Annotated in this window: 21 protein-coding genes; 10 read left to right on the top strand and 11 right to left on the bottom strand. The window is 41.8% G+C overall.

The window, feature by feature from the left end:
- Positions 1–25: 25 nt before the first annotated feature.
- On the top strand, positions 26–1,105 hold the full coding sequence (aroC, locus tag H6571_01470) for a chorismate synthase (GenBank protein MCB9322386.1): 1,080 nt from the start codon (positions 26–28) through the stop codon (positions 1,103–1,105).
- Here the strand turns inward: aroC and H6571_01465 are convergent, their stop codons facing one another.
- Positions 1,106–1,768, bottom strand: coding sequence for a DUF2461 domain-containing protein (locus tag H6571_01465; protein ID MCB9322385.1), 663 nt, complete (start codon positions 1,766–1,768; stop codon positions 1,106–1,108).
- 144 nt (positions 1,769–1,912) lie between these two features.
- On the opposite strand from H6571_01465, the gene H6571_01460 reads away from it, so the two are divergent.
- Positions 1,913–2,926, top strand: a complete 1,014-nt coding sequence (locus H6571_01460) for a hypothetical protein (GenBank protein ID MCB9322384.1) — start codon at positions 1,913–1,915, stop codon at positions 2,924–2,926.
- Between the two features lie 98 nt (positions 2,927–3,024).
- On the opposite strand, the gene H6571_01455 is transcribed toward H6571_01460, so the two are convergent.
- The 3 genes from H6571_01455 to H6571_01445 all read right to left on the bottom strand — a co-directional run bounded on the left by H6571_01455 (position 3,025) and on the right by H6571_01445 (position 10,045).
- On the bottom strand, positions 3,025–7,938 hold the full coding sequence (locus tag H6571_01455) for a translocation/assembly module TamB domain-containing protein (GenBank protein ID MCB9322383.1): 4,914 nt from the start codon (positions 7,936–7,938) through the stop codon (positions 3,025–3,027).
- A gap of 107 nt (positions 7,939–8,045) precedes the next feature.
- Positions 8,046–9,035, bottom strand: a complete 990-nt coding sequence (locus H6571_01450) for an alpha/beta fold hydrolase (GenBank protein MCB9322382.1) — start codon at positions 9,033–9,035, stop codon at positions 8,046–8,048.
- A gap of 23 nt (positions 9,036–9,058) precedes the next feature.
- Complete coding sequence (locus H6571_01445; GenBank protein ID MCB9322381.1) at positions 9,059–10,045, bottom strand: pyruvate dehydrogenase complex E1 component subunit beta; 987 nt, start codon at positions 10,043–10,045, stop codon at positions 9,059–9,061.
- A gap of 265 nt (positions 10,046–10,310) precedes the next feature.
- Between H6571_01445 and H6571_01440 the strand changes: the two genes are divergently transcribed.
- The 3 genes from H6571_01440 to mnmD are packed head-to-tail and all read left to right on the top strand — an operon-like array spanning position 10,311 to position 11,541.
- Positions 10,311–10,478: a hypothetical protein gene (locus H6571_01440; GenBank protein ID MCB9322380.1), complete on the top strand. Its 168-nt coding sequence runs from the start codon at positions 10,311–10,313 to the stop codon at positions 10,476–10,478.
- Positions 10,479–10,485: 7 nt separating this feature from the next.
- Positions 10,486–10,821: a bacillithiol system redox-active protein YtxJ gene (ytxJ, locus tag H6571_01435; protein MCB9322379.1), complete on the top strand. Its 336-nt coding sequence runs from the start codon at positions 10,486–10,488 to the stop codon at positions 10,819–10,821.
- 39 nt (positions 10,822–10,860) lie between these two features.
- Complete coding sequence (gene mnmD / locus H6571_01430; protein ID MCB9322378.1) at positions 10,861–11,541, top strand: tRNA (5-methylaminomethyl-2-thiouridine)(34)-methyltransferase MnmD; 681 nt, start codon at positions 10,861–10,863, stop codon at positions 11,539–11,541.
- A 56-nt stretch (positions 11,542–11,597) separates the two neighbouring features.
- Here the strand turns inward: mnmD and H6571_01425 are convergent, their stop codons facing one another.
- Positions 11,598–12,194 carry a Pathogenesis-related transcriptional factor and ERF protein gene (locus H6571_01425; protein ID MCB9322377.1) on the bottom strand — a complete coding sequence of 199 codons (597 nt, stop codon included), beginning with the start codon at positions 12,192–12,194 and terminating at the stop codon, positions 11,598–11,600.
- A gap of 310 nt (positions 12,195–12,504) precedes the next feature.
- Here H6571_01425 and ribD point away from each other — a divergent pair, with 310 nt between their 5' ends.
- Entirely contained in the window at positions 12,505–13,542 is a 1,038-nt protein-coding gene (ribD, locus tag H6571_01420) for a bifunctional diaminohydroxyphosphoribosylaminopyrimidine deaminase/5-amino-6-(5-phosphoribosylamino)uracil reductase RibD (GenBank protein ID MCB9322376.1), read from the top strand.
- 4 nt (positions 13,543–13,546) lie between these two features.
- Here ribD and H6571_01415 read toward each other — a convergent pair whose 3' ends face one another.
- The 5 genes from H6571_01415 to H6571_01395 form a co-directional block, all read right to left on the bottom strand.
- Positions 13,547–15,124, bottom strand: coding sequence for a DUF853 family protein (locus tag H6571_01415; GenBank protein ID MCB9322375.1), 1,578 nt, complete (start codon positions 15,122–15,124; stop codon positions 13,547–13,549).
- Between the two features lie 8 nt (positions 15,125–15,132).
- On the bottom strand, positions 15,133–16,020 hold the full coding sequence (locus H6571_01410; GenBank protein MCB9322374.1) for a DNA/RNA non-specific endonuclease: 888 nt from the start codon (positions 16,018–16,020) through the stop codon (positions 15,133–15,135).
- An 82-nt stretch (positions 16,021–16,102) separates the two neighbouring features.
- Complete coding sequence (locus H6571_01405; protein ID MCB9322373.1) at positions 16,103–18,331, bottom strand: hypothetical protein; 2,229 nt, start codon at positions 18,329–18,331, stop codon at positions 16,103–16,105.
- 28 nt (positions 18,332–18,359) lie between these two features.
- Complete coding sequence (locus tag H6571_01400) at positions 18,360–20,339, bottom strand: hypothetical protein (GenBank protein ID MCB9322372.1); 1,980 nt, start codon at positions 20,337–20,339, stop codon at positions 18,360–18,362.
- A 13-nt stretch (positions 20,340–20,352) separates the two neighbouring features.
- Complete coding sequence (locus H6571_01395; GenBank protein ID MCB9322371.1) at positions 20,353–21,369, bottom strand: PorP/SprF family type IX secretion system membrane protein; 1,017 nt, start codon at positions 21,367–21,369, stop codon at positions 20,353–20,355.
- Positions 21,370–21,484: 115 nt separating this feature from the next.
- Between H6571_01395 and H6571_01390 the strand changes: the two genes are divergently transcribed.
- The 3 genes from H6571_01390 to H6571_01380 all read left to right on the top strand — a co-directional run bounded on the left by H6571_01390 (position 21,485) and on the right by H6571_01380 (position 23,539).
- Positions 21,485–22,006, top strand: a complete 522-nt coding sequence (locus tag H6571_01390; GenBank protein ID MCB9322370.1) for a dihydrofolate reductase — start codon at positions 21,485–21,487, stop codon at positions 22,004–22,006.
- Positions 22,003–22,590 carry a dephospho-CoA kinase gene (locus H6571_01385; protein ID MCB9322369.1) on the top strand — a complete coding sequence of 196 codons (588 nt, stop codon included), beginning with the start codon at positions 22,003–22,005 and terminating at the stop codon, positions 22,588–22,590. The genes H6571_01390 and H6571_01385 overlap by 4 nt, the downstream gene beginning before the upstream one ends.
- A 64-nt stretch (positions 22,591–22,654) precedes the next feature.
- Entirely contained in the window at positions 22,655–23,539 is an 885-nt protein-coding gene (locus H6571_01380; protein MCB9322368.1) for a tetratricopeptide repeat protein, read from the top strand.
- Positions 23,540–23,701: 162 nt separating this feature from the next.
- Here the strand turns inward: H6571_01380 and H6571_01375 are convergent, their stop codons facing one another.
- Positions 23,702–24,133, bottom strand: a complete 432-nt coding sequence (locus H6571_01375) for a DUF3293 domain-containing protein (protein ID MCB9322367.1) — start codon at positions 24,131–24,133, stop codon at positions 23,702–23,704.
- 111 nt (positions 24,134–24,244) lie between these two features.
- Here H6571_01375 and yidC point away from each other — a divergent pair, with 111 nt between their 5' ends.
- Positions 24,245–26,137, top strand: a complete 1,893-nt coding sequence (yidC, locus tag H6571_01370; GenBank protein ID MCB9322366.1) for a membrane protein insertase YidC — start codon at positions 24,245–24,247, stop codon at positions 26,135–26,137.
- Positions 26,138–26,245 lie beyond the last annotated feature (108 nt).

Here is a 26,245-nt window from a genome sequence, read left to right as displayed (position 1 = left end):
AATGTACATCAATTAAATCTTTTTTATGGCAGGCAATACATTTGGACAGGCATTTAAAATAATGACATTCGGAGAATCCCATGGTGAAGCCATTGGCGTGATCATCGATGGATGTCCTGCCGGGTTGGCCATCGACGAATCTTTCATTCAGCAAGAACTCGACAGGCGGCGTCCCGGCCAATCAGCGATTGTCACTCAAAGGAAGGAAGCCGACAAGGTACAGATCCTGTCAGGAGTATTTGAAGGGAAAAGCACAGGAACTCCCATTTCCATGGTGATTTTTAATGCCGATGCCCGCTCAAAGGATTACGGTCATATTGCAGAGAAGTTCAGACCTTCTCATGCTGACTATACTTACTGGGCCAAATTCGGAATCCGGGATTATCGAGGCGGCGGCCGCTCTTCCGCCAGAGAAACCGCAGCCAGGGTAGCTGCCGGAGCCATTGCAAAAATATTGTTATCTGAACAAGACATTCAAATTAATGCTTATGTTTCGCAGGTCGGGCCGCTCCAATTGCAAACGGCTTACCATGAAATAGATTTTAACCTCGTAGAATCGAATCCGGTTCGTTGCCCTGACCTGGGAATGGCCAAAAAAATGGAGGATTTGATCCGTGAAGTAAGAAAAGCAGGAGACACTATTGGCGGAGTAGTAAGTTGTGTGATCAAAGGATGTCCCCCAGGACTTGGAGAACCGGTTTTCGATCGGCTACAGGCGGATCTTGCCAAGAGCATGTTGAGTATTAATGCCTGTAAGGGATTCGAATACGGCTCAGGATTTGCGGGAGTAACGATGAGAGGTTCAGCCCATAATGACCTTTTTTACATGGAAAAAGAAAAGATCAAAACCAGGACCAACTTTTCGGGAGGCATCCAGGGAGGCATTTCAAATGGTATGGATATTTATTTTCGGGCAGCCTTCAAAGCCGTCGCCACTATAGTCCCCCCACAGGAATCCATCACCCAGACAGGAGAAAAAACCACGGTGGAGGGAAAAGGCAGACACGACCCTTGTGTACTTCCTCGGGCCGTTCCCATCGTTGAAGCCATGTCAGCGCTGGTCATCGCAGATCACTTTTTGCGCAATAAAATGTCCCGTTTGTAATCAGAGGCCCAAGGCTTCACGAAGAAAAACATTAAGTTCTTCTCCCGCACGGAAATAATTCATGGCATATTCAACGGCCCCTTCTCCCATAATATTTTCGGGGGGTGACTCGGCCATAAAATAAAATTGCTTGTTGGCAATCAGGGGTTGTTCTTTTGCAAAGGCCTGCAAATCTTTTGGAATACGCACATTCTTCTCGCCTTTTACCTCGCCGAATTTTTCAATAAATTCAGGCTTATTAATAATTTTAGAAAATCGTTCCGGGTTTCTCATGATATGCTCCCTGATGGCATCCAGTGAGCCTTTTTCAAGGAAATAGGCTCCTCCTCCCAACATCAACCGGCCAACTTCAATATGTATGTAATGTCCGGGAAATTCCTTTCCTTTTCTTCCATATCGTGAGATCAGGGCACCAACATGATTTTTATAAGGCGTTTTATCTTTTGAAAACCTGGTATCCCGGTAGATTCTGAATACGGCATCTTTGGGTAATATGTTGATTTGAGGATCTAATTTTTTGTAGGCCTCTATTAAGTTGGAAATAAATTGCTCGTAGGGCAATTTCAACTCAGCCTCATAACGTTTCTTATTCGTTTGAAACCATTCCCTGTTGTTATTTTTGGAAAGATCTTTTAGAAAGTCAAATGATTTTTTTGTCAACATGGTTTGCCTTTTTATTTGTAACGAATACGGGAATAATTACGTTATTTACAGGAAGATTTTACTCAATGTAACAATTGATATAATCTAAGCACAATTTAAAACAATTTATTGTAAAAATAAAATTACTTTTGTAAAAAAATTGAAATGCAAAAAAAACAAATATTCTGGTTGGCGTTTTGTTTCCTGCTGGTGAGCACCGGACTCATGGGGCAGCAGTCCTACAAACTGGCCTTTTATAACGTAGAAAACCTCTTTGACATTGAAGATGATCCTGCCACATTGGACGAAGATTTCACACCCGAAGGAGTGCAGAAATGGGATATGGAACGCTATCAGCTTAAAATAGGGAAGATCGCCCAGGTGATGGATAGTCTTGGCAGGCCAAATTTTATAGGCCTGGCAGAGATCGAAAATAAAAAGGTGCTGGAAGATCTGATCAACGCCCCCGGACTGGTTGAGGAAGATTACGGCATCATTCATAAAGATTCTCCCGATGTGCGTGGGATTGATGTGGCCTTGCTCTACAAAAAGAAAGATTTTAAGGTACTTGAAACCGAATTTATCCGGGTTAACTTTCCCGAATTTATTGAAAAAGATTACACGACCAGGGATATCCTTTACGCAAAAGGTAAACTTTCCAATGGAGATATTATCCACCTTTTTGTCAACCACTGGCCTTCACGAAGAGGAGGCCTTGAGCAGAGTGAACCCAAAAGATTGTTTGTGGCTCAACAGGTCAGGAAAGCAGTCGATGAAATTTTAAGAAAGGAACCCAGTGCCAAAATTGTAATCATGGGAGATTTTAATGACGAACCTGATAATACCAGCATCAATTCGGTTTTGGGGGCACTTCCCGATTCCAGTGCTTCCCTGGAAGGATTACTGTACAATTGTTTTTACAGCTTCCATACAGAAAAAAAAGGATCCTATTACTATAGAGGTGACTGGAATATGCTGGATCAGTTCATCGTTTCTGCCGATCTAAGAAATCCACAAGGTTCGTTACTGGTCAAAAAGGCCACTATTGTTGATTTTAGCTGGCTGATGTATAAAGGGAAAGACGGCTTTACGCCGAACAGAACTTACGGCGGTCCAAATTATTATGGGGGGTTCAGCGACCATCTTCCTGTTTCTATTGAATTGATGGGAAGGAAATAATAAGGGATGTGGGCAATTTCAAAGGTTTGTTTGAAATTCTGTAAAAGAAAGTAGCCGGAATTTCAAACAAATCCTTGAACCACCCTTCACCAACTGTCTTAGTTGTCTATTTTTTGATTGGCCTTTTTAAAGCTTTCAAAGAAGTCACTAAAGGAGTTAAATTCTCTTCTATAGCTCAAACCGGTTCCAACCTGGAATCTTCTCCCACCGCTGATATCCGGTTCCAGTTTCTGGTAAATCTTCAACTTCAACGATCTGCTTTTATTCAGGATATATTCAATTACAATATCGTCTCCCACAAATGCACCACTTTCATCGGGCACCCCGTAAACATCATTTCCGATATCCACATTGCCTCCAACCTGGATGGACAGTCGGTCATCTAAAAATTTCTTTGTTATACTGAGTTGAATATCCTGATTAGCCGTCGTGCCAGTGGTTTGTCCGGAAGTAATCACATTTTGGTTTTGGGTTTTATAAACGAAATCAAATTGGGTGTTTGAAAATATTTTATTGTCTTCAGAAGCTTCAGAGAACAGGTGATTGATCAATAAAGAAAACTGATTGGATAAAAATTCACTCAGGGTATTGCCGGCTGTGTTACCCAAAACATTGGCAGAAGAAAAGTCTGAAGGAAAAAACTGTCCCATAACGATAAGCCCGAATACCTGGCGGTTCAGCTCGTTCTGATCTCCTTTTAGCAACCTGAGTTTACTGTCAGCAAAAGTTTGCAACTGGCTGGTCAGATTAGGAAACCTGATGTCAAAATTAATATCGGGTTTAAGCAATTCTCCCTGCAACAACAGCGTCAGCTCCACATCCGTCCGTTTATAAGCCTCAGCTTCCAGTTCGCTACCAGGGATAATGTATTCTTTGATAAAATTCAAAGGGGTTACCGTCAGGTTTTTGTACTCAGCCACCAGGTTGATTTTGGCGGCAAAAGGATCCCCGTTCCAGAGGATGGTGCCTCCTTCCCTGACATTAAAATCTTTATTGATTACATTCCAGAAAGTAAAGAGATAATTCCCCCTTTCAATGGTATAATCCCCAAACATCTGGAACTCTCCCCCTCTTGGCACCAACATCCTGATGTTGCCTCTCCCCTGCCCCCGAATGATATCCCCTAATTGTTCATCAAAAATCAATTCCATTATTGCATCCTCACGTACTGACAAATCCATTTCAACGCTGATCCCTTCAGGACTTTCCCTTGTGGTAAAGCCGCTGATTTCTTCCATGTCTTCGTGTTTGTTTACAAATCGAATGGAATTCAATTCGGTAGCTTCTCTATCGTAAGTTACCGGAACAACAATGTGAGTCTGTTCATTCACCGTTGCATTCACATAGATGTCTACTTGTGAAAACCGACCGTTAAAAAGAACTTCTCCTTTCCCTAGTGCTTTTCCATAAAAAAGACTATTGTCTTCTTTTTTGGTGTCCAAGGCCAGAAAACGATCCGTCGTAAGGGTTGCTGCCACCCCCAGTTCCTTGAGATAATTGTGACTGATGCCCCCTTTAATGGTTGCGGTATTGCCAAACTTGTCATGAATAACTGTTCCTGTGGCATCGAACAATAAGGGTTTGGCTACTACTTCAGAGTGATCAAAGGTGTAGCGGGTTTTTAGGTAGTCGACTGTAAACGCGCCGTTTTTGGCAATGACCTTACCTGAAATATCAGGCTTGGGAAACATTCCCTTCATGGCAAAATCCACATCAAAAGACCCTGTAATATCTTTTACCTGAGGGGCAACGAAATAACCAGCGAAATTCAGTGGATAATTTTCAACGGTCAGATTAAAATCAAAATATTTAGCTTTCTGCTCTTCAGGGATCTTCTGAGATTCTGTGGCAGACATTATATTGTAAAATCCATCTACATTCAGCCTGGAGTCATCTTTGACAATTTCAAGGTGGGCGTTGGCTCTTCCCCTGAGGCTTTTGGCAAACAAATCAAGTTCAAGTTGACCAAAATAATCATTGTTTATATAAAAAGCGTCCGACCTAAACGAAGCACTAATACTCTCCTGTTTGAAAATGTCCTGAACATTGACATTGAGGTCATAATTTCCAGCGAAATCAAGCCGGTCATAATCCCATATTTCATCTATATAACTAAAATCCAAATTTGAAATTTTAACATTTACCCCTTTTGACCCTAAGCTGGATAGTTTTACAAATTTGTCTTCATTATTCAATTCAAAATTACTGATGGCCAATTCGTCCTTTTTAAAAATGATCCTGTTTTTGGGGTTGATCAGCCAGGGGTTTTCAAAAATCATGAGGTTGTCCTGCAGCAATGTCAGACCATAATGGGAGGTATCCGCAAGAAAAATAACTCCCTGTAAGGCAAGGTTGTCAAAAAAAGCAGGAGAATCAGCCGCAAAACTTATTTTAAACCCAAGCGTATCAGGCCTCAATTTTCCCCCAAAATTTAATGTGGGTAATACCTTTTTATCCTTGGAAAAAATATTAAATACTTCCAGGTCTATCTGGGCCAGGCTGTCTTGCCCATTAAAAGTCAGGGTGGTTTCCCCCAGAGCAATATTCCCGTAACTAAATCCCGGGGATACAAGATTAAAAGATGCTCTTTTAGTTGCCCCACTCAAAAATCCATCGATACGTATATCTTTTAAAATCCCCAACTTTTCATCCGCCAGCCAATTGAGCCCTCTTGAATCAATAATATTCAGTTCAAAGTTAAAGTCTGCTTGTTCAACTTCCTTTTTGGGGGGGATAATGTTCATTCTGCCGGCAAAACCTGGAAAATTTTCGGCCATATACCCAACAAATATATTAGGCAGCTGATCAATTTTAAAATTTCCTTCCACTTTGCAGCCCAGTACCTCGGAAAGCAGGATAAAGGTCTTTTTTCCTTCAATGTCTACCGATGATTCCACCACCATGGAATTAATGTCATACCGGGTATCTTCCCTCAGGATGACGAAGTTCTTTACTATGGCCTTTCCGGCCAGGTCCTCCAGTTTTTTGTTCCTAAGATTGAGGTCAAAATCACCGGCCAGCGTAATGTTCTGACCTGAAAGGTTCAATGGTTTTAAAGCCAGTTTCCTGACATTGGCTTTAAAGTTGTAGGCAGGAATCTCTCCCTTCATGTCGATTTCACCCCCAAAGGAAAAATCAATGTTCTCATCCTTAATGATAAAATCTCCGTTAAAAAAATTCTGATTCAGCTTTCCTGTAAGAATGGCATTCTGATAATTATATTTTTTAAAGTAAAAACTTTCAATATTGGCCTGCAAATCGGCATTGGCCGTTTCTGCGGTAAGCCCGCTTCCGTTTTCCACCTTTGAAGAAAAATTAACCAATCCCAAGTCAGGGTTTTGTGTCCAGGTGCCCAGGTTGAAGTTGAACAAACTTAATTTACCCCGGTAACTGGCTTTATCCAACCCTTTGAGCAGATTCATTTGCATATCCATTTTAGCCCGACCAATATCTGTCCGAAGATCACCGAAAGCTACAAAATCTGCAAAAAAGCCGTAAAAACTTCCTGTAAAGTACAGATGGCCCAGCCTACCAAAAGTTTCCGGGAGGTTAAAATTAGGGATGAGTTGTCTGAGCGTGTGCATGGTAGTCCGCAATTCCGTCAGTTGGAGATCAACCATTTCCTGGGTCTTAACGGCCAGGTTTCGCGAACCGAAGTTCCCTGCAATCTTGCTGCCGTCAGGTAATATGATATCCAGGTTACGCGCACTGAGATTATTGATCTGTCCGTTTACCACACCATCAATTTTTAAAATGGTATTACGATTGTTATTGAAAAAAATATTTTCTTCCAAAGCCGGAGCAAAAGCCATAATATCCTTCAGCGCCACGAATGACTCATTGATTTTTGCATTGATGCGCACTTCATCGACAAACTCTTTAAAATCAGGATATTGATGGTATCTGAATACGAGCGTATCTCCAATTTCACTATCGGGGGTAATAATTTTCAGGCCATTTAGGGTGGTCCTTGTCGGAGTCACCCTGGCATCCTTAACCGACAATTCATTCAACTGAAAACCACTGGAAGTTTTGGCCGCAATAGAATTGATTTTACCCATGAAATTCATATCATGAAATTCAAAGCTATCAATCCGGATGCCAATATCAAAGACTTCAAGATGTTTAAAATCGAGTTCCGATTCAGGGGTGGTTTTTACCGGAGCTTTTTCAAAATTATGCAAGGAGAAAGCACTATTGGTAAGATCGATTTGATTGACAATGAGTTTAAATTTAGTAGTATCGCCGGGGGCTGTATCGTCTGATCCTTCATTGATATATTCTACATAAGAACCGGCTGGCAGGGGCTTTGAAGGATGATTTTCGGATCTCATAGACAAACCGTTAATGTCAATGGTCTGAATATCGACTATTTTATCGGGCAGATTCAGGTCATTAAACAAAAAGGTCCCGGAATTAAGAAAAATCTCTAGTTTACTTCCCCAAATTTCATTGTTTTTCAGGAATTTCACCTTGTTTAAGGTCAATTCCTCCAACCCTAAACTAAAGGATTGCCTGACTGTATCCTGGTTTGGCTTTTCCGACTGAGTATCGGAAGCCAATAATTTTTGAGCAAAAGTTTCTATATTGCTAGAGTTTTCCCCTTCAACCTGTTGTATTTTCACAAGAGCCTTGGTAAGGCCTATTTTTTCCACCACCAGCCCTTTTCTGATCAACACTAAGGGATTGAGGTTAAAATCCACTTCGAGTTTTCCGGCAAAAAGCAAGGTATCACAATTGTAATCCTCTATGTAAACATTCTTTAATATCAGGTGATCGAAAAAAGAAAGATAGGCATTATCTAGTCTGACGATCGTCTCTGTTTTTTGGGAAATGGCACTTGTTACTTTTCGAACCATCCAGTTCTGAACGCCGGGAATCTGAAAAATGAGCAAAAAAACCAACAACAAGACTCCTATCCAAGCCACTGTCCTGGTGAGCACGCGGAAAACCTGGCGCATCACAAAGTTTTTCTGCACCCGTTCCTCAATGTAATCTCGTTGTTCTTCCATTATATAATGATACGATAAACCGGCGATAAGGATTCATGTATTAAAAACCGTGCCGTTACCAGTATAAACTCAATTAACAAAAAAAAGGTGGTACGAACCACTGAATTTTAACTATTTATTAATGATTCAGTGATCATTGAGCTTACAAATTCAAAAGCCCGGATTTCACTCCAGTATGCCCCCTTTGCATGACGATGACCTGCAAAACCGACATGTCCGCCCCAATCAGGGGTCTCCAGATAAAAGTAAGGATTTTTTTTTGCAATTTCATAGGGAAAACATTTTTCGCTTAGAAAGCTGTCATCTTTTGCATTTACCAGTAAAACCGGGATCCTGATGTCTTCCAATAAAGGCAGACTGCTGCACTTTTGCCAATAATCCACTGCATCTTTAAACCCGTGTAATTTGCTGGTAAACCGGTCGTCAAACTCTGTGAAATTCCTGGGCAAGGGTTTATCGACATTCAACAAGCCGGGGAATTTATCCGCCTTTTTCAACATCTTTTTATTCAATGTTTCCATAAACCGCCACACATAGTGCCTGTTGTACCATTTGCCGATCTGCTCATTTGCTGAAACTATTTCACAAGGAACGCTAAAGGCCAGACCGGCCTTTATGGCTTTAGGAATCTGATCTTTTTGTTCCCCCATATATTTAAGTAAAATATTGCCGCCCATACTGAACCCTGCCAAAACGATGGTTTTGTATTTGTATTTTTCCAGGATATGATTCACCACCAACTCAAGATCATCGCTCACGCCCATGTGGTAGGACCTAAGGGTAGCATTGAGTTCTCCGCTACAGCTTCGCTGATTGAGCCCCACCCCATCCCACCCTTGGGACTTAAAATGTTTTATGATTCCTTTTACATAAGGGCGCTGAGCACTTCCTTCCAATCCGTGTAAAACAATGATCAGCCGATCACTTCCATTTCCAGTCCAGTCCAGGTCCAGAAAATCGCCATCAGGAGTAAAGATCCTTTCCCGTTTGTAAGGAAAATCGGGAAAGGATCTAAAAAAAGATGGATATATGGTATTGATGTGCCTGAACCTGAATAAAAAAGAAGGCTTGTAGCTGGATCCAGGAATTACAGGCATTTCTACAAAATTAAGAGGTACTGTTATTGAGCAGAATAACTCACTTCTTTCATTGCCTGGATGATTTTCTGGGCATTGGGAAGGTATTCTTCCACAAAAGCTGCGCCATAAGGCAAAGAAGTGTCCGCCGAATTTACCCTTAACACCGGAGCATCAAGATAATCAAAGGCGTATTTTTGCAGTTGATAAGCCACTTCTGATGAAATACCGGCAAACGGCCAGGATTCGTCAATGACAACCAGACGATTGGTTTTTTTGACTGATTCTACAATCGTTTGGTAATCGAGTGGACGGATGGTTCTCAGATCAATGACTTCGGCTGAAATCCCTTCCTTAGCCAGTGCTTCGGCAGCTTCAAGCGTAGGAAGCATCATTTTATTGTAAGAAACAAGGGTCACGTCTGTTCCTTCGCGGCGCACTGCAGCTTTACCAATAGGAACCAGGTATTCACCTGTAGGCACTTCTCCTTTAAATCCATACAATGATTCGGATTCCATAAAACATACCGGATCTTCATCACGGATAGCAGATTTGAGTAATCCTTTGGCATCGCCCGGATCAATACAGGAAATCACTTTCAACCCGGGAACATTGGCCATCCAGCTTTCGAAAGATTGTGAGTGTTGTTGTGCCAGCTGTCCGGCAGAGCCTGAAGGTCCGCGGAATACAATAGGACAACTAAAAGCACCTGCCGACTGAGAAAGGGTTTTTGCTGCATTGTTGACAATCTGGTCAAATGCCAAAATCGCAAAATTCCAGGTCATAAACTCTACAATGGGTCTCAGTCCGTTCATAGCGGCTCCTACCCCGATAGCAGTAAAACCCAATTCCGTAATAGGGGTATCAATCACCCTTTTTGGACCGAATTCGTCCAACATTCCTTTACTGACTTTATAGGCTCCATTATAAGCGGCTACTTCTTCTCCGAGTAAAAAGACGTTTTCATCACGTCTCATCTCCTCCGACATAGCCTCATTTAATGCATCGCGTAATGCTAGTATATTACTCATATGTTTACTTTTTTTTGCAGAGGGCAAAATTAGGAAAAAAAATACAGCTAACGACAAAATTAGCCATTTGCTTTAATCATTTTTTTACAAATAACTATATATCAACAAGATTACTTACTTTTGCAGCGCTTTGTGCCATTCAAAATCAATTATACCTTATCGAAACAAAATTAATGTTATTGGTGTATAATATCCTGAATGCTCAATCGTTAACACTCAGAACATAAAAAATCAACTTTTTTTATTAAAACTAAATCATATTCAGATGAATAACCGAATTGTAAATCGACTGGCCATCATTTTGACTTTTTTCGCAGTAACCACCATTTTTTCTTCTTGCAACAGAGGAGTAGGTTGTCCGACGAATTTCTCTCATAATATAACGGTCATGGACGTTGCCGAAACGGTATCTGCTGTTATTTTCAATAAGTAGAAGAATGATAAATTGGATAGCGCTTGAAGATATTGAAGAGTTGAATGCCATCAGGCAATCCTCCTCAGAAACTCCTTGTGTCATTTTCAAACACAGTACGAGGTGTTCTATCAGTTCAATTGCAAAATCTCGTTTGGAGAAAAGCAAGGATTGGGATAATCATTCGGTTAAGGTCTATTATCTGGATCTGATCGAACGTCGGGATATATCTAATAAAATAGCTGAAGTTTTCCAGGTGGAACATGCCTCTCCTCAACTTTTGTTGATTGAGCATGGTGATTGTACCTGGAATACTTCACATCTGGATATTTCTCCTGAAAAATTACAGGCCCGACTTTCCTGATCATTTAATATAAACAGGAGATTTTAAAGTAATTCACCCATGTCCAATTTAAAGGACGACATTAAGGTTGTAACGACCCAAGATGGTTCGCACTCCCTGTTTTCTGAACAGTTCGGAGAGTTTTACCATTCACGATACGGAGCCATCCGGGAATCACGCCACGTTTTTATTGAGGCAGGCCTTTTTTACAAATTTGGAACGGGGCATTCTTTGTCCATCCTGGAAATAGGATTCGGAAGCGGGCTGAATGCTTTTATTACTTACCTGGAAACCATGTCCCGGGAAAAATTTATTTACTACGAAGCCGTGGAAGCCTTCCCTGTGCCTGTGGAGGAAGCTGAAAAACTCAATTTCCCCGAATTGCTTGGAGCAATGCCCGAAAAGGAGGTTTTTAATTTGATGCACCAATTGGATTGGGACCTCGTCCACGAGATCTCACCTAAATTCTCTTTGAAAAAATCTTTGAAAAAATTCGAACAAATAACTGACAATGAGGTTTTTGATCTGATTTATTATGATGCATTTGCTCCCGCCACACAACCGGAATTATGGGAAATTCCGATCCTTTCTCTCATGTACAATGCACTCAAGCCTGGAGGGATATTCGTCACCTATTCAGCCAAAGGCAGCGTGAAAAGAAACCTTAGATCACTTGGATTTGTAGTAGAAGATCTCCCCGGCCCCCCGGGGAAAAGAGAGATGATTAGAGCTTTAAAATAAAATACGGATAATAATACTTTAAAATTGGGTATTTAAAATTTGCCGTTTTTCTGATATCACTTCCCTTTAAATAATTTCCATAATTTTTTCATGTCCACTTCAGGTTCGGGGACCGGGACTGTGGTATGCAATACATTTTGCTTGCCATCAATACCGTACAGTTCCCGGGAAGCAACATTGTACGCCAGTGCTGCCTGTTCGGCTGTATCAAACATGCCGATGTGGACTGATTTTCGATTGATGGAGATCACAGCCCGATAACGTTTTCCCTCCTGGTAAACGCCAGTGTATCCTGCCTTACTACTGGACTTTCGCTGCCGGCTGGCAACGGCTCTCGACCGGTAAGTAATATTATCCAGTCGGCAGTCAAGTTTATTGCCATTTTTGGCGCCCACGAGATTCTGCTTTCCTTTTTTTGATTCAGAAAGGAATTTTTCTGCGATGAGTTTGTGCAGGTAAATCGTTTCGGTCTTAAAACCGCCACTGGCTTTTTTCCATGTTTTCTGGAAAACGGCGCAGCCGCTTGAGTGCCTTCTCAGACTATTGATAAAATCAACTTTAACTAAATATGGGTCCGTAGTCAGGTACTCATACACTGCTGAATCGAGTAAAACCTCCTCGTCAGCATTTTTGAGTTTTACTTTGTATAACACGCTCTTTTGATTTTTATTAGAAATAAAAATACCGGAATTTTAAGTAGCTTAGTTTGGGAAGAATTCCTTTGGAGAATGCGGGGAACAAAATTGATTTAAAATAAGAAAATGCATCATTAAGAAAAGTTCATGGGAAGTCAGGTGCTTTTGCTCCGACAATAATAATAAAAAATTGTCATACAACAAATGTTAAGAAGGAAAAAAAGTTGTTATATGAATGAATCATGTATTTTTGCAGCAAATTCCAGTTTTATAGAATATTAATTTTTGCTATCCGTATTGAACAATCAGAAATCCTACCACACAAAACATGGATGAATTATTCATACAAAGAAGTTTTGACCTTGCCAGGCTGGGGGGAGCAAAGGTGAGTCCCAACCCCATGGTAGGGGCAGTTATCGTAGCTGAAAACAGGATAATAGGGGAAGGATTTCACAAAGCTTACGGGGAGCCTCATGCAGAGGTTAATGCGGTAAACAGCGTAAAACAGCAAGACCGCCATCTGCTCCCGCAAAGCACTATTTATATTTCCCTGGAGCCGTGTTGTATTCATGGTAAAACGCCTCCATGCACCAACCTGATCCTGGATCAAAAAATTCCACGGGTCGTTATTTCAGCCATTGACCGAAGTCCCGAGGTGAATGGAAAAAGCCTGAAAATTCTCAACGAAGCCGGCATATCGGTTACCCAGGATGTTTTGCCCGCAGTTGGCATACAATTGAGTCAGCCACGCACCACTTACGTTTGCCGGAAAAGGCCTTATGTGATTTTAAAATACGCCAGAAGCAAGGATGGCTTCATGGCTAAAAATAATGGAGAACAGGTTTGGATAAGCAATGATTTTACCAATAGGCTAACCCACAAATGGCGAGGAGAGATCAATGCCATCATGGTAGGAACCCGCACCGCTTTACTGGACAACCCTTCCCTGACGAACAGACTCTACTATGGTAAGAATCCTGTTAGAGTTGTCCTGGATAAGGACCTTCTCCTGGACAAAAAATTAAAGATTTTTGACCACCAGGCGAAAACCATTGTTTTTAATGAAAAAGAAAATCTGGAACTGGATAACATTTACAGGGTAAAAATAGCCTTTGATCAACAGCTGATTCACAATCTACTCACCGTCCTTGCTCAACACAAAATCGGCACACTCATGGTTGAAGGGGGAGCGACTTTACTGGATTCTTTTTACCACGATAATTTATGGGACGAGGCACGCGTCATTACCTCGGCAAATTACCTGGTTAATGGATTAAAAGCTCCCATGCCTGAAAAGGTTCCATCTCAATCTTTCCAACTGGAAAGTGATGAAATCTCTGTTTATTTGAATGATTTAGGCTGTTAAATAATTATTTCTTTTTCCTTGTTGTGGTACGTCTTTTTGTAGTTCCGCCAATCCCTAATACGCCTAATAAGCCCCTGGTTAACTCCCTGGCGACCGTTCTTCCTATTTGTCGGGTAGTCGGGTTGCTGATAAATTTCTCGATTGCACTTTTTTGTACCCTGCGGGTGGTTGTGGTCGTTGCTTTTTCCCGCTGATCTCTCAATTCCTGTTGTTTGCTCTCCTCATGCGCTTCTTCAATTTTCTCCTGCAGGATTTCGTAGGCACTCTCCCGGTCTATTTCTTCATTGTATTTTTCAATAATATAGGAATCCTTGATGATGTTCCTGATCTCCACACTGGTCAAAACATCCATCCTGGATTGCGGAGCACGAAGCATCGTATGGGCCAGCGGAGTGGGAATGCCTTTTTCGTTAAGTGCTGTGACAAGCGCTTCTCCAATCCCCAATTCTGTGATCAGCTGATCCACTTCGTAAAATTCGGACTCCGGATAATTTTGGGCTGCCAGCCTTATCGCCTTTCTGTCCTTTGCGGTGAAGGCACGTAAGGCATGCTGGACTTTTAACCCCAGCTGGCTCAAAACGCTTTCAGGAATGTCCGCCGGATTTTGTGTGACGAAGAAAAGTCCCACTCCTTTTGAACGAATCAATTTTACGATCGCCTCGATTTGGTCCATTAAAGCTTCAGAGGCCTGGTCAAAAACAAGGTGCGCCTCATCGATAAAAATGACTAGTTTGGGCTGATCCATATCCCCTTCTTCCGGAAAGGAAGAATATATTTCTGCCAGCATTTGCAGCATAAAGGTGGAAAACAGCTTTGGTTTGTCCTGGATGTCTGTCAGACGAATGATGGAAACCATGCCCTTTCCGTTTTCATCGAGTCTGCAAAGATCCTTAACGTCAAAAGATCTTTCTCCAAAGAAAATGTCGGCTCCCTGTTGCTCCAGTTCAATGATTTTCCTGATGATGGCTCCCATAGATGCCGATGCGATACTGCCGTAAATTTCTACCACTTCTTTTTGGCCTTCACCAGACATGAATTGAAGGGTCTTTTTAAAATCCTTCAGGTCGAGCAAAGGAAGGGCGTTATCATCACAATATTTAAAAACAACGGCGACAATACTCGCCTGGGTTTCATTGAGATTCAACATTTTAGAGAACAAAACAGGGCCAAATTCAGAAACGGTAGCTCTCAGGCGAGCCCCTTTTTCATCTGACAAAGTCAGGAATTCCACCGGACTTGAATCGGCATGAAACGGGAAACCTATTTTTTCATGGCGCTCATCAATTTTTGGGTGCCCTTCAGCGGGGACGGCAATCCCACTAAGATCCCCTTTAACATCCATCAGCAGCACCGGAATGCTTTTTGCGGAAAGCTGCTCTGCAATGATTTGGAGTGTTTTTGTTTTTCCTGATCCGGTAGCCCCAGCAATAAGTCCGTGCCGGTTCATCGTCTTCAGTGGTATTTTTACTAATGTTCCTGTTAAACACTCTTTTTGGAACATGGCGCCTCCTAAAACTATATGATCTCCTTTAAAGGTATAACCACCTTCCAATAACTTTATAAATGCTTCTTTATTTGCCATTTTTATGCTTATTGTTTATTCCAACTATTGATTCTTGTATCAAATTTTTTCTTATTGAATGTCCAAAGGTCTTTATTAAAGCTGCCTTCAATACGGTCTTCTTCCTCCTGGCTATACAGGTCTGGGAAAAAATCCAGACCGGTTAACGCTTCCACCTCATCAATGGAGGTCGTGTAAGAATAAAGGGGTTCATAACTCACTTCATTGGGAATCACAAAAGCGATAGCCTTCTTTGGCTCAGATTGATCGTCCAGCAAAATCTTATAATAGGCTGCCGGAACCGAAACCTCGTTTTCGCCTATTTTTCCTTTCGGATCAAGGGTCAAAACAGGACCTGTTACCACATATAGGTGTCCAAATTGTTTGGCCCAGTTCCGGGTAAGCTCCTCCAGTTCTCTCCAAATCCCTTTATTAAAATTCCCGGCCTGGGGACTGATATTGCTTAACAAAAAGGTTTCTTCCATGGCCTTGGCATCCCATGCCATATCGGCTGCAGGAACCAAATGCCCGCGATCATAACCCGACCCGCGGTAATCATCAGGGGTGGCTGAACCTGTTTTCACCTCTTTATCCGGCAAAAAATTATCACTCCGCTCATTCCATTCTTTTTCAAGATTTTCCCTCGTCAACTCATGGGCTGTCCATTCCGCTTGCTCGTGCTCCTCATTGTAGGATAACGCATAACCTTTATGCACAATGATCTCCCCACTGCTGCTCTTTGGATAATACAAGGCCAGCGGGGCGTAATCATCCACTTCTCCCCCAACAGTTTTGCCGGTAAATTTATTAAAAACAAAAAACAACCCGGCTATAAGTGCCCCAAAAACTCCGACTTTAACGATCATCCCCGAGGTTCCTGCGCTCTTTTGAGAATGGTTAGACTGAAACTTTGCCATATTTTGTCACTAATTTTATCGTAAAAATAGACAATTTGTTTTAAAAGTATATTTCTAAGGGGTAAATTGTAATTTATTTCTTTTACCAGGTCTTTTCAAAATCCTCCGGCTCAAACAAATGGACATGCTCTATCCAATAAGACTCCTCTTTATTTTTACGCTTTAATGAAAGTGCATCTTTGGTAAATAATCTTGAAACCAGAGCAACAGGAGTAAGTACCAGGTAAAAAACGATGGAAAGTAACACCTTTGGCATCACCAAGCCTAAAATATCGGCTATCTTTTTCCAGGTGATCGTGATCCCCCCTGCAAAGGTACTCGAAATAAGGCTGAGTACCCCAATCATCAGGGAAACAAAAAGGATCCAATCTATTTTATAAACAAACCACAGGAGCAGCAATCCGGTAGTGATCACTAAGCTGGTTTCCATGGTTTTATCCTTTACATTTGCAGATGGAAGCTTTGCCCTTGTACTATTATCTTGTTTTAAGGGGCCCTGGTTTTGTTTTTCAAAAATCATATCGCCCATTACCAGGAGATCCATTTCAGTTTTCATAAAACAAAGATAAGCCTCTTCAGGAGTACAAACGATGGGCTCTCCCCGAACATTAAAACTGGTGTTTACCAGAACACTCTGACCTGTGTGCTCTTCAAACTTTTTAAGCAGTTCCCAATATCTTTCGTTTCCCTGTTTGGTTACCGTTTGAATCCGAGCGGAAAGATCAACATGCGTAACAGCCGGCAAGCCGGATCGCTGCACCTTGAGTTTTTCCCGCCAGGGCAAGGCATTAAAATGGGTATCCAGTGGTTTTCTATAAAAGGGTTGCACATTCGCCATCAGAAGCATATAAGGGGAAGGCACATCAATCTCGAAATATTTGGAAACATCCTCTTCCGGAACCGAGGGTGCAAAAGGGCGAAAGCTTTCCCTGAATTTTATTTTTAAATTTAACTTTCGCTGCATTTCGACATTGGAAGCGTCGCCCAGAATGCTTCGATTGCCCAAAGCACGCGGGCCGAATTCCATTCTTCCCTGAAACCAGCCAATTACTTTGCCGTTTTTTAATGCTTGGACCACCTTTTCGGTAAGCTCGCTAAATGGGGAATATAGGGTCCAGTGAGCATCATATCGTCGAATGTTCTTTTGTATCTCCAGGTTACTGAACTCAGGCCCCAGCAATGATCCCTGCATAAGATCCGGCAAAAGCGAATCCACCTTTCGTGGACGGTTGAAATACATGTAATACGCTGCCAATGCTGCTCCCAGGGCGCCTCCGGCATCTCCTGCAGCGGGTTGAACAAAAATGCGGTCAAATATTTTTTCTTTAAATATTTTTCCATTGGCAACACCGTTCAAGGCGACTCCTCCTGCCAGACAGATGTGACTGGAATGGGTCAGTCGTTTGGCTTCCCGGACCATTTTCAGCACCACTTCCTCTGTAACCGTCTGGATGGCCAATGCGAGATCACAATGAACCTGCTCCAACTCATGGTCAGGCAACCTTCTAGGAAAACCGAATAAGTGGGTCCATTTTGTATCATCCACCATCCTCAAACCGGTAGCGTAGGTGAAATAGTCCTGGTTCAGCCACATAGATCCATCGGTGCGAATATCCACCAATTTGCTTTTTATGATCCCGATGAAACGATCCACCTGAGGCGAATCCCGGTTTCCATAAGGGGCGAGACCCATCAGCTTATATTCTCCGGAATTGACTCTGAATCCCAACCAATAAGTAAATGCTGAATACAACAATCCAAGAGAATGAGGGAATTTGAGTTCCTTCAGATATTCAATTTTATTCCCACTCCCTTTACAGATCGACGCTGTGGCCCACTCACCCACCCCATCAATGGTCAATATAGCCGCTTCGGAAAAAGAAGAGGCAAAAAAAGCACTGGCTGCATGGGATAAATGATGTTCGGTAAATAAGAGTCTGAGATTCTTTTTTGAATAAGTTTCGACTTCCTCAAGCGCTGTCCTGATCACCCTTTTCAGAAACAACTTTTCGTTGAGCCAACCGGGCATCCCTTTAACAAAAGAAGCAATGCCCTTAGGGGCAAAAGCATAATAGGTTTCCAGTAATCTTTCAAACTTAAGCAAAGGTTTGTCGTAAAATACGACAGCATCCAGTTCGTCGATGCTGCAACCTGCATGATCCAGGCAATACCTGATCGCCTGGACAGGAAAGCAAGGGTCATGTTTTATCCGGGTGAACCGCTCTTCCTGGGCGGCAGCCAGTATTTGACCATCTTCAATAATAGCTGCTCCAGAATCATGGTAAAAAGCTGAAATCCCCAAAATTTTCATACAACCTTTTGTGCTTTATAATTTGGAGTTACTCCTCCCCTATTTTAATCTCAACTATTTCCACCCTTCGCTCCCTGGAAGCAGCAGGGCTGAACACAGAATTTCGCAAATCTTCCAATGCATCACTCACATTTAAGGCCGCCGAAGTTTCCCCAAAAGAGCGCTCGGTGATCCTGAGGTTCCCTGCATCAATATATGGTTTAAATATTTTATTTTTATAATCAAAAAAATGATTCTTCAAACAACTTACCCTTCGTTTTCCCAGGGAAAGGTTATAATCACTTTGAGCCCGCGGACTGGTAAACCCTTTTATAAAGATTTCCACTTCTTCTCCGTTCTCCAAACGTTTCAGCAATATCTCTGAAAAAAGCATAAGGTACCGATGTCCTTTTCCCACTTCGTTTTCAAAAAAATCCTCCACCAGTAAAAGGGCTTCTTCTTTTTGATCTTCCTCCAGGGGCGCGGCGAAATTTTCTCCGAAAAGTTCCTTTTTGGGATAATATTTCTGAAAAGTTTCATCATAATTTTTCCGGGTGGTGGTTCGCCGGGTGCGTTTGTCCGGTTCATCATTGTCGAAATAAAGAGCCAGGGGAAGAAAATCCTCAAGCGTTTCAGGTTCTTTTTCCAACGCAGGTTCCTGTTTAGGCAAAGGTAAGGGAGCCAGAGAGTTGTCCTCCACCAGAAAAGAATCCATTTTTTCTTCGGGAGGGATGGGCCGGAAATAATAAATATCATTACAACAAGCTTTATTGGATTTATCGAGGTAATAGGTTCCCGGACGATTGGACGAGAAATATCCGGTTTCGCCCTCCTCATTCAGAACATAATAGATATCATTAAAACTTGAGTTAACTGGCGGAAAAAGTTGTTCCACCACGGCATCTCCCTGATTCATCTTCCAGGAAAAAATATCATACCCTCCCATGGCCTGCACTCGGTCAGAACTAAAATAAAGCACCTGCCGCTCCACATCAAAAAAGGGCGTAATTTCATTATCGGAGGTATTGACGGCTTCTACCGGCATAGGATCCCCAAATTTTTTGTCCTCTTTTCCCACCGACACTTTCCAGATATCCAGGCCTCCGGCGCCGCCCGGACGGTCGCTGGCAAAAAAGAGGACTTCTGTTTGTTCCACCGAATCATACCCGATAGTTGGCTGAGTAGATGTAAAATTTTTTAAATTAACGGTATCCGGCAAGGCAATTCCGGTTTTTTTCCATCGACCACGGTTGTCTTTTTCTTTATAAAAAAGGGTACATTTTATATCCAGCCCAATACCATAGGTGCAAACATTGTAATAGATACGATTGCCGTCCAGGCTAAAGGTTACATGAGCGGTATTGGCTTCTTCATCGTTGAATTTTCTTAAAAGGCGTCCCTGTCCGTTTTTAACAGAGATCAGCACTTTGCTGTTCTTCCGGGAAGGGATGGTTTTATCTTTTTTATTGTCAAAACGATAGGAAGAATAATATAAAGTATCTCCCCTTTTTAAAGCACCAAATTCTGAATATGCCGTATTGATCGATTTACCTAAATGCACAATTTCCATTTGGTCAGGCTCTTCCAGTAGTGCCATAGCTCGCCCGCACGCAGATATTTCCTCTATCGCTTTTTCACGCAAACCGCCTTGTGAATTTTCTGTTATAAACCGATTAAATTGCTGAATGGCCTGTTCATACTGCCCTAGATTTTTATAGACCATTCCCAGGTGATAAACGGCTTCAGGGAAGGCTTTTTCCTTATCTGCTTTTAATGTTTTCAACAGATAGTCTTCAGCCACCTCAAAAGCGGAAAAAGATTGTGCGGATAAAGCGTATCGATAACAGAGATAAGGATCCTTGTCGTTTTTGGCAATTGCCTGGGCATAATAATGCATGGCAGCGTTATAGTCCTTCGCCTGGAAAGCCTCATCCCCTGCTTTCTTGTAAGCATTGAAGGATTGGCTGTTGCCCACGGATGGCAATACCAGGAATAGAAAGAGCAGGCTTCTAATGAAGAAGGTTTGCATAATTATATTAAAATTAAAAAATAGGACAAGCCTTGAAATTTTCTGGCGGTTTGACGGTAAAAATCAGGTATTGTATGGAAACTTCGGGGCCTCCCCGTTTGTGGGTCGCTATCAAAAAAGGCGAAGTATTTACATCATAACTAAAACTCACCCTCCAGTTTTGATACCCGATAGAGGCATAACCCACAAAAGCATCCTTCAAACGATAACCGCCGCCAATCCCAATGTTAAAAGCCTCTTCCAGCCCTTCCTGAAAATAATACCTGCCACCAGCCATGAAAACGGTCTCCATATTGGTTGAAGGCAAAAAATTCCATAAAATGTTGATTTCCAGATCTACAGATGAGGCCAGTTGCAGCCTGGAAATACCATGAACACTATATCGAACAGGAAGCCGGTATTCAGGATTCCCCCTAAAGCTGGCGATGGGCTGGTTTAAGTGAGAGAAGCTCAGACCAATCACCGAACTGGTCCTCGAATCATACTGCTTGTAAAACCAGGAAATTCCGGCAGATAGGTCCAGCATGAGAAAAGCCGGACGCTCGAAAGCTTCCAGGCTCACCTGATCCGCCACAAAAATATCTCCATTAAACTGATCCCCAAAAGTCAGTTTTTCAGGGTCAAAGGAACGTTGTCCTGCACCGATTTTTATCCCTGCTGAAAGATGATGTTCATCTGTCAAAGGTCTGATATAGGCCGCAACAGCCTCCACTGCATCCCAGGAAAGTCCTGCATCACCAGCCTTGTCATGTGTGAAAATCCCACCGACGCCCAGCCAGCCATCTCCCAAAAAAGGATAGGTCAGTTTTTGATCAAAATGCGCAGAGAAGGTTTTATAAGGTACCGGCACCCCACTCCACTGATCTCTGTAAATGGCACTAAACCGCATATCCCCTTGTGTAACGCCAGCCAGGGCCGGGTTTAAATAAACGGGATTTTGATAAAACTGGGAATAATGAATATCCTGGGCGTTTAGCCCAGTTAAATAAAAGCATAGGAGACAACAGGCAAAAAAAATGGGTTTATGCACGGTTCGGTTTTTCACCCAAGTTAAAAAAGAAAACCAATCCCCACAAACAAAAACATCAATTTTGCACTTTTTGTCAAAAACATACCCTTATATTAGCCTGAAAAAAGATTGTCCAATGAGGAAAATTGTCGTTTATATTGCCACCAGCATGGATGGTTTCATCGCCCGGAAAAATGGATCGATTGACTGGTTGCCGACAGCCGAGGGGGAAGATTATGGCTATAAAGATTTCCTGGCAACCATTGATACCGTTCTGATGGGAAACAATACCTACAAACAAATTTTGGATTTTGACATCGAATATCCTTACAAAGATTGTGCGAATTATGTTTTTACGCGGAACGAAGCCCTTATAAAGGATGAGAATACTCTTTTTATCCAGGAATCTCCGGCTGAATTTATGAAAAAACTGAAAGCAGAAGAAGGAAAGGATATCTGGCTCATAGGAGGAGGTGAAATTGTAGATATTGCCACAAAAGAACACCTTGCTGATGAACTGATGCTCTTCATCATGCCGGTAATTATTGGCGATGGACTTCCTCTTTTTCTCGAATCTTCTTCAGACAGGAAAGTGGAATTAATCAGCAGCAGGTCGTATCCTACCGGTGTAGTGGCCATGCATTACCAATTTTTATGAAGGTCAAAAAAATAGGCATAACCGGAGGCATTGGCAGCGGAAAAACCACTGTCTGCCGGATTTTTGAAACGCTCGGTATTCCTGTTTATTACGCTGACGAGGAAGCGAAGCGGATAATGGTAGAAGACGCCGACCTGGTTCACCGGATAAAAGAAACCTTTGGCGAAAACAGTTACATTAATGGAGTTTTAAACAGAGCCTATCTCGCAAAACTTGTTTTCAAAGATGAAAATTTACTGAAAAAACTCAATAAAATAGTACATCCTGCGCTGTGGAGGGATTATGAAAAATGGCACAATCAAAAAAAAGATACCCCTTATACACTCGAAGAAGCAGCCATTTTGTTTGAAATGGGAGGCGCTGAACGGATGGACAGTATCATTGTTGTTTACGCCCCCCTGGAAATAAGGATCAAACGGGTAATGGAAAGGGACGGAGCGAAAAGAGAGGAGGTATTAGACAGGGTTTCCAAACAAATGCCCGATGAAGAAAAAGTAAAAAAAGCCGACTTTGTGATTTATAATGACGGGGACAAAAGTCTGATAGAACAAGTGGTGACTATTCACCGGTCGTTGATCGGGTGAATTTATTATAATAATTTTATCATTTTATTACCTTTGACCATTCAAATTAATTTAATCTAGATCCATGAAAAAAATATTCGTTTTATTGATCGCAGCCGTAATGATTTCAGGATGCGGTGCTGACTCTGAAAAAAGTGCCATTGACACGCTTGAACAAAAACTCGAAACTTCTAAAGATCCAAAGGATGCAGAGGCCCTTCTGGAAGCTTACAGCAAATACATTGAGGAACATCCTGATGACATAAACAACGCACGTTACCTTTATAGATCTGCCAGTATTATGTTTCGCATGAATCGTTTTGCTACGGCGACCGAAAATCTGAAACTCGCCCTTAAAAATTACTACGAATCAGATAATTCAGCCAAAGCGTGTGATCTTCTCGCAGAAATTTACGCCAATAAATTACAGAACCCCGAGGTTGCCACAACCATACGCCAGGCTTTGGTAGCGGCTTTCCCTGGTTACGAAGGTATAGAAAAGGTGAAAGGTGAAATTACGGCAGAAACGAAACCTTTCGCAGAAAGAATGGAAGCTATGATCCCCCAGATGTTCAATGAAACGACGGGCAAAGTAGATTATCGTTCCGCCAATAATTTTGTGCTGAATTGCGAGATGTATGCCCTGATTAATCCTAAAGATCAGGAAAATCCAACATGGCTTCATCGAGCCGCCGAAACAGCCCGTTCCATTAAATTATTCCCCAAAGCCATTGAATTTTACGAATGGATATACAATGTTTATCCCACAAGCGAAAAAGCACCACAGGCTTTATTCCTCCATGGATTTACACTTGATAACGACCTAAAGCAATACGATGAGGCCAAAAAACAGTACGAGGCTTTTATCAAAAAATACCCGGACAATGAATTTGCCGATGACGCCCAATTTCTATTGAACAACCTTGGCAAAAGCGAAGAGGAACTGATCCGTTCTTTTGAGAAAAAGTAACCGGAACAAATAGATTTAGTGCTAAAGATTTATTTTATTACGGGTTGTTGTTTTTTCGCAACCCGTGATAAAATAAAATAGTGAGCTAATGGTAAAAAATCAGGCCTGTGTATCTCATCATTGATTGAATCATTCGGATTAAAAATAGTTGGCCGTCTTTTATTATTCAATGCAAAAAACCAACCTGACTGCCCCGCCACGTTTTCCAACCAGAATAGCATTTTGTTTAAAGACTTTACCCATTGCAACGGCCCGCTCTTCTGAAATGTCCATCACAAGAAAATTATCCTCCGGCGGCCATTCTCCTTCAGGATCTTTACCATAAGCCTCCAAAAAGGCATAACCTTCTTTCAGTAAGAGCGTTTTAAGCTCTTGTTGCCTTTCCTTATTCCACTGTTCATCCTTTACATTTGAGTATGGATTAAAGGCACTGATAAAAGCCCATTGCTCATAAAGATGCTGCTCAAGAAACGCATCCAATAGAGGATGAAGCTTCCCAATATGGAGTATTTCGCCGATTTCCGGTACGACATAATCAGCCCGCTCGTAAGCCTGGAGTAGGCTTTTGTCTATTTTTAAGTGATTGTTATCCATTCTTTAATCTTAATTATCGGCCAATCTTAAACAAAATTGTACATTTGCGTCCGAATTTATGTGAGGATTGCAAAATCCAGGACACTTAAGCAAAAACTAAAATAATAATAAATGGACAGGAATACCATAATTGGTCTTGTTTTAATCTTTATCATGCTGGTCGTTTACCAGCAGGTAACGGCTCCGTCACAGGAACAGCTGGAGGCCCAAAAGCGTTACAGCGACTCAATTGCCCTGGTAGAGCAAAAGCAAGCCGAAAGTTCCGCACAGATCAAATCTAGCGATAGTTCAGCGCAAGAGGCTGAAAGCAACGTTCCCAGTCAGGTATCTGATTCGCTCCTACAATTACAAATGGCAGGTGCTTATGGCCCATTTTCTACTTCTGCCAACGGTTCCGAAAAGGAAAGTGTCATCGAAAATGATTTGATGAAGATTACTTTTACCAATAAGGGAGGAAAAATCAAGCAAGTTCAATTGAAGCATTTTTCCAAAGCACTTGAGGATGAGGAGGGAAAAGAAGTGAAAATTCCTTTGTTACTGCTGGAGGATGAAAAAAATAAATTCGAATACTTTCTGCCCATCGCTAACCTGCCAGCCGGAGGTGTGAAAACGAGCGATCTTTATTTCGAAGCTACTGCGGAAAGTAAAAAAATTACTTTCCGGGCCATGGCGGCCAACGGAGGATATTTTGAACAATCCTATACCTTAAAGGATGGCTCTTATGATTTGGATTACGATATCAAATTTGAAAATTTAAATACCATCATATCAGGCGAGGCTCAGTCCATTAAACTTTCCAAGGTCAATTTCCTCGATAAAATTGAAAGAAGTGTTCGTTTTGAAAAAACATACTCTACGGTACACTTCAAAAAGACGGACGATGATCCGGACAATTGTTCCTGGACCTCAAGCGATAAAGAAACGCCCAGCGGTCAGATAAAATGGATGGCAGATGCCAACCAGTTTTTTAGCAGCATCCTCGTTGCTGACCAGGCTTTTACGAGTGGAGTTTTTGAGATTGAAACCCTTGGGGATGAAATGGAAGATCTCAAAATCGCCAAGTCAGAGGTGAATATTCCCTTTAACCATGCGAGCAGTGAAACCTTTGGCATGAGTTATTATATTGGCCCCAATGATTTTGACATTCTTCGACAGTTTGATGATGGCCAGGAAGATATTGTAGCCTTTGGAAGAAGTATTCTCGGCACCATTAACAGATGGGTCATTCGTCCTATTTTCAACTTTTTGCAAAAATTGGTTGGAAATATGGGGATTGCCATCCTCCTGTTGACCTTACTGGTTAAATTGCTTTTGTATCCTTTGACTTATAAAATGCTTTACTCCCAGTCCAAAATGCAGGCCCTGAAACCCCGCATGGAGAAAATGAAGGAAAAGTATAAAGATGACAAGCAGGCTCAGCAGATGGAAACCATGAAACTTTACCAGGAATATGGTGCCAATCCATTGGGAGGTTGTATGCCTATGGTAATGCAAATGCCTATATGGTTTGCCCTTTACCGGTTTTTTCCCGCCGCTATTGAGTTCCGACAGCAATCCTTTTTGTGGGCCACGGATTTATCGACTTATGATTCTATACTGCACTTACCTTTTTCCGTCCCACTGGGTTTTGGAAACCACGTAAGTCTGCTCACTATATTGTGGGCCGTGTCAATGCTGGTCTATACTTACTATAATTCCAAGCACATGGATATGTCGGCTAACCCGGCCATGAAATATATGCAATATATTATGCCCGTCATGTTCCTTGGGTTCTTCAACAGTTATGCCTCAGGATTGACCACTTATCTGCTATTCAGTAACTTGCTAAATATAGCACAGACAGTGATCACCAAGAACTATATTATCGATCAGGATAAAATACAGAAAGAACTTGAGGCATTCAAGCAAAAGCCTAAAAAGAAATCCGGTTTCAGGGAACGCCTTTCGGCTGCAATGGAAGAACAACAGAAGCAACAGGCCGCGAAAGACAAAAAGAAAAAGTAAACCATCTACGCATTAATATTAAAAATCCCGAATTTCATCTCATCAGATGGAATTCGGGATTTTTTTTAAGAAGTAAACCACAAAACGTAAAAAATTCTTCAAATAATC

This window comes from Lewinellaceae bacterium (assembly GCA_020636105.1).
Taxonomy (GTDB): domain Bacteria; phylum Bacteroidota; class Bacteroidia; order Chitinophagales; family Saprospiraceae; genus BCD1.
Note: the sequence above shows the minus strand (reverse complement) of the source record. Positions and strands in the feature narration are given on the sequence as shown.

Coding starts and splice junctions, on each gene's coding strand:
- H6571_01405 (MCB9322373.1), bottom strand. CDS start 18,331: ATGAAAATTTTGGGGATTTCAGCTTTTTACCATGATTCTGGAGCAGCT.
- H6571_01380 (MCB9322368.1), top strand. CDS start 22,655: ATGAAAAAAATATTCGTTTTATTGATCGCAGCCGTAATGATTTCAGGA.
- H6571_01410 (MCB9322374.1), bottom strand. CDS start 16,020: ATGGCAAAGTTTCAGTCTAACCATTCTCAAAAGAGCGCAGGAACCTCG.
- H6571_01400 (MCB9322372.1), bottom strand. CDS start 20,339: ATGCAAACCTTCTTCATTAGAAGCCTGCTCTTTCTATTCCTGGTATTG.
- H6571_01375 (MCB9322367.1), bottom strand. CDS start 24,133: ATGGATAACAATCACTTAAAAATAGACAAAAGCCTACTCCAGGCTTAC.
- H6571_01415 (MCB9322375.1), bottom strand. CDS start 15,124: ATGGCAAATAAAGAAGCATTTATAAAGTTATTGGAAGGTGGTTATACC.
- ribD (MCB9322376.1), top strand. CDS start 12,505: ATGGATGAATTATTCATACAAAGAAGTTTTGACCTTGCCAGGCTGGGG.
- H6571_01450 (MCB9322382.1), bottom strand. CDS start 9,035: ATGCCTGTAATTCCTGGATCCAGCTACAAGCCTTCTTTTTTATTCAGG.
- H6571_01385 (MCB9322369.1), top strand. CDS start 22,003: ATGAAGGTCAAAAAAATAGGCATAACCGGAGGCATTGGCAGCGGAAAA.
- mnmD (MCB9322378.1), top strand. CDS start 10,861: ATGTCCAATTTAAAGGACGACATTAAGGTTGTAACGACCCAAGATGGT.
- aroC (MCB9322386.1), top strand. CDS start 26: ATGGCAGGCAATACATTTGGACAGGCATTTAAAATAATGACATTCGGA.
- H6571_01390 (MCB9322370.1), top strand. CDS start 21,485: ATGAGGAAAATTGTCGTTTATATTGCCACCAGCATGGATGGTTTCATC.
- H6571_01440 (MCB9322380.1), top strand. CDS start 10,311: ATGAATAACCGAATTGTAAATCGACTGGCCATCATTTTGACTTTTTTC.
- yidC (MCB9322366.1), top strand. CDS start 24,245: ATGGACAGGAATACCATAATTGGTCTTGTTTTAATCTTTATCATGCTG.
- H6571_01460 (MCB9322384.1), top strand. CDS start 1,913: ATGCAAAAAAAACAAATATTCTGGTTGGCGTTTTGTTTCCTGCTGGTG.
- H6571_01455 (MCB9322383.1), bottom strand. CDS start 7,938: ATGGAAGAACAACGAGATTACATTGAGGAACGGGTGCAGAAAAACTTT.
- H6571_01445 (MCB9322381.1), bottom strand. CDS start 10,045: ATGAGTAATATACTAGCATTACGCGATGCATTAAATGAGGCTATGTCG.
- H6571_01465 (MCB9322385.1), bottom strand. CDS start 1,768: ATGTTGACAAAAAAATCATTTGACTTTCTAAAAGATCTTTCCAAAAAT.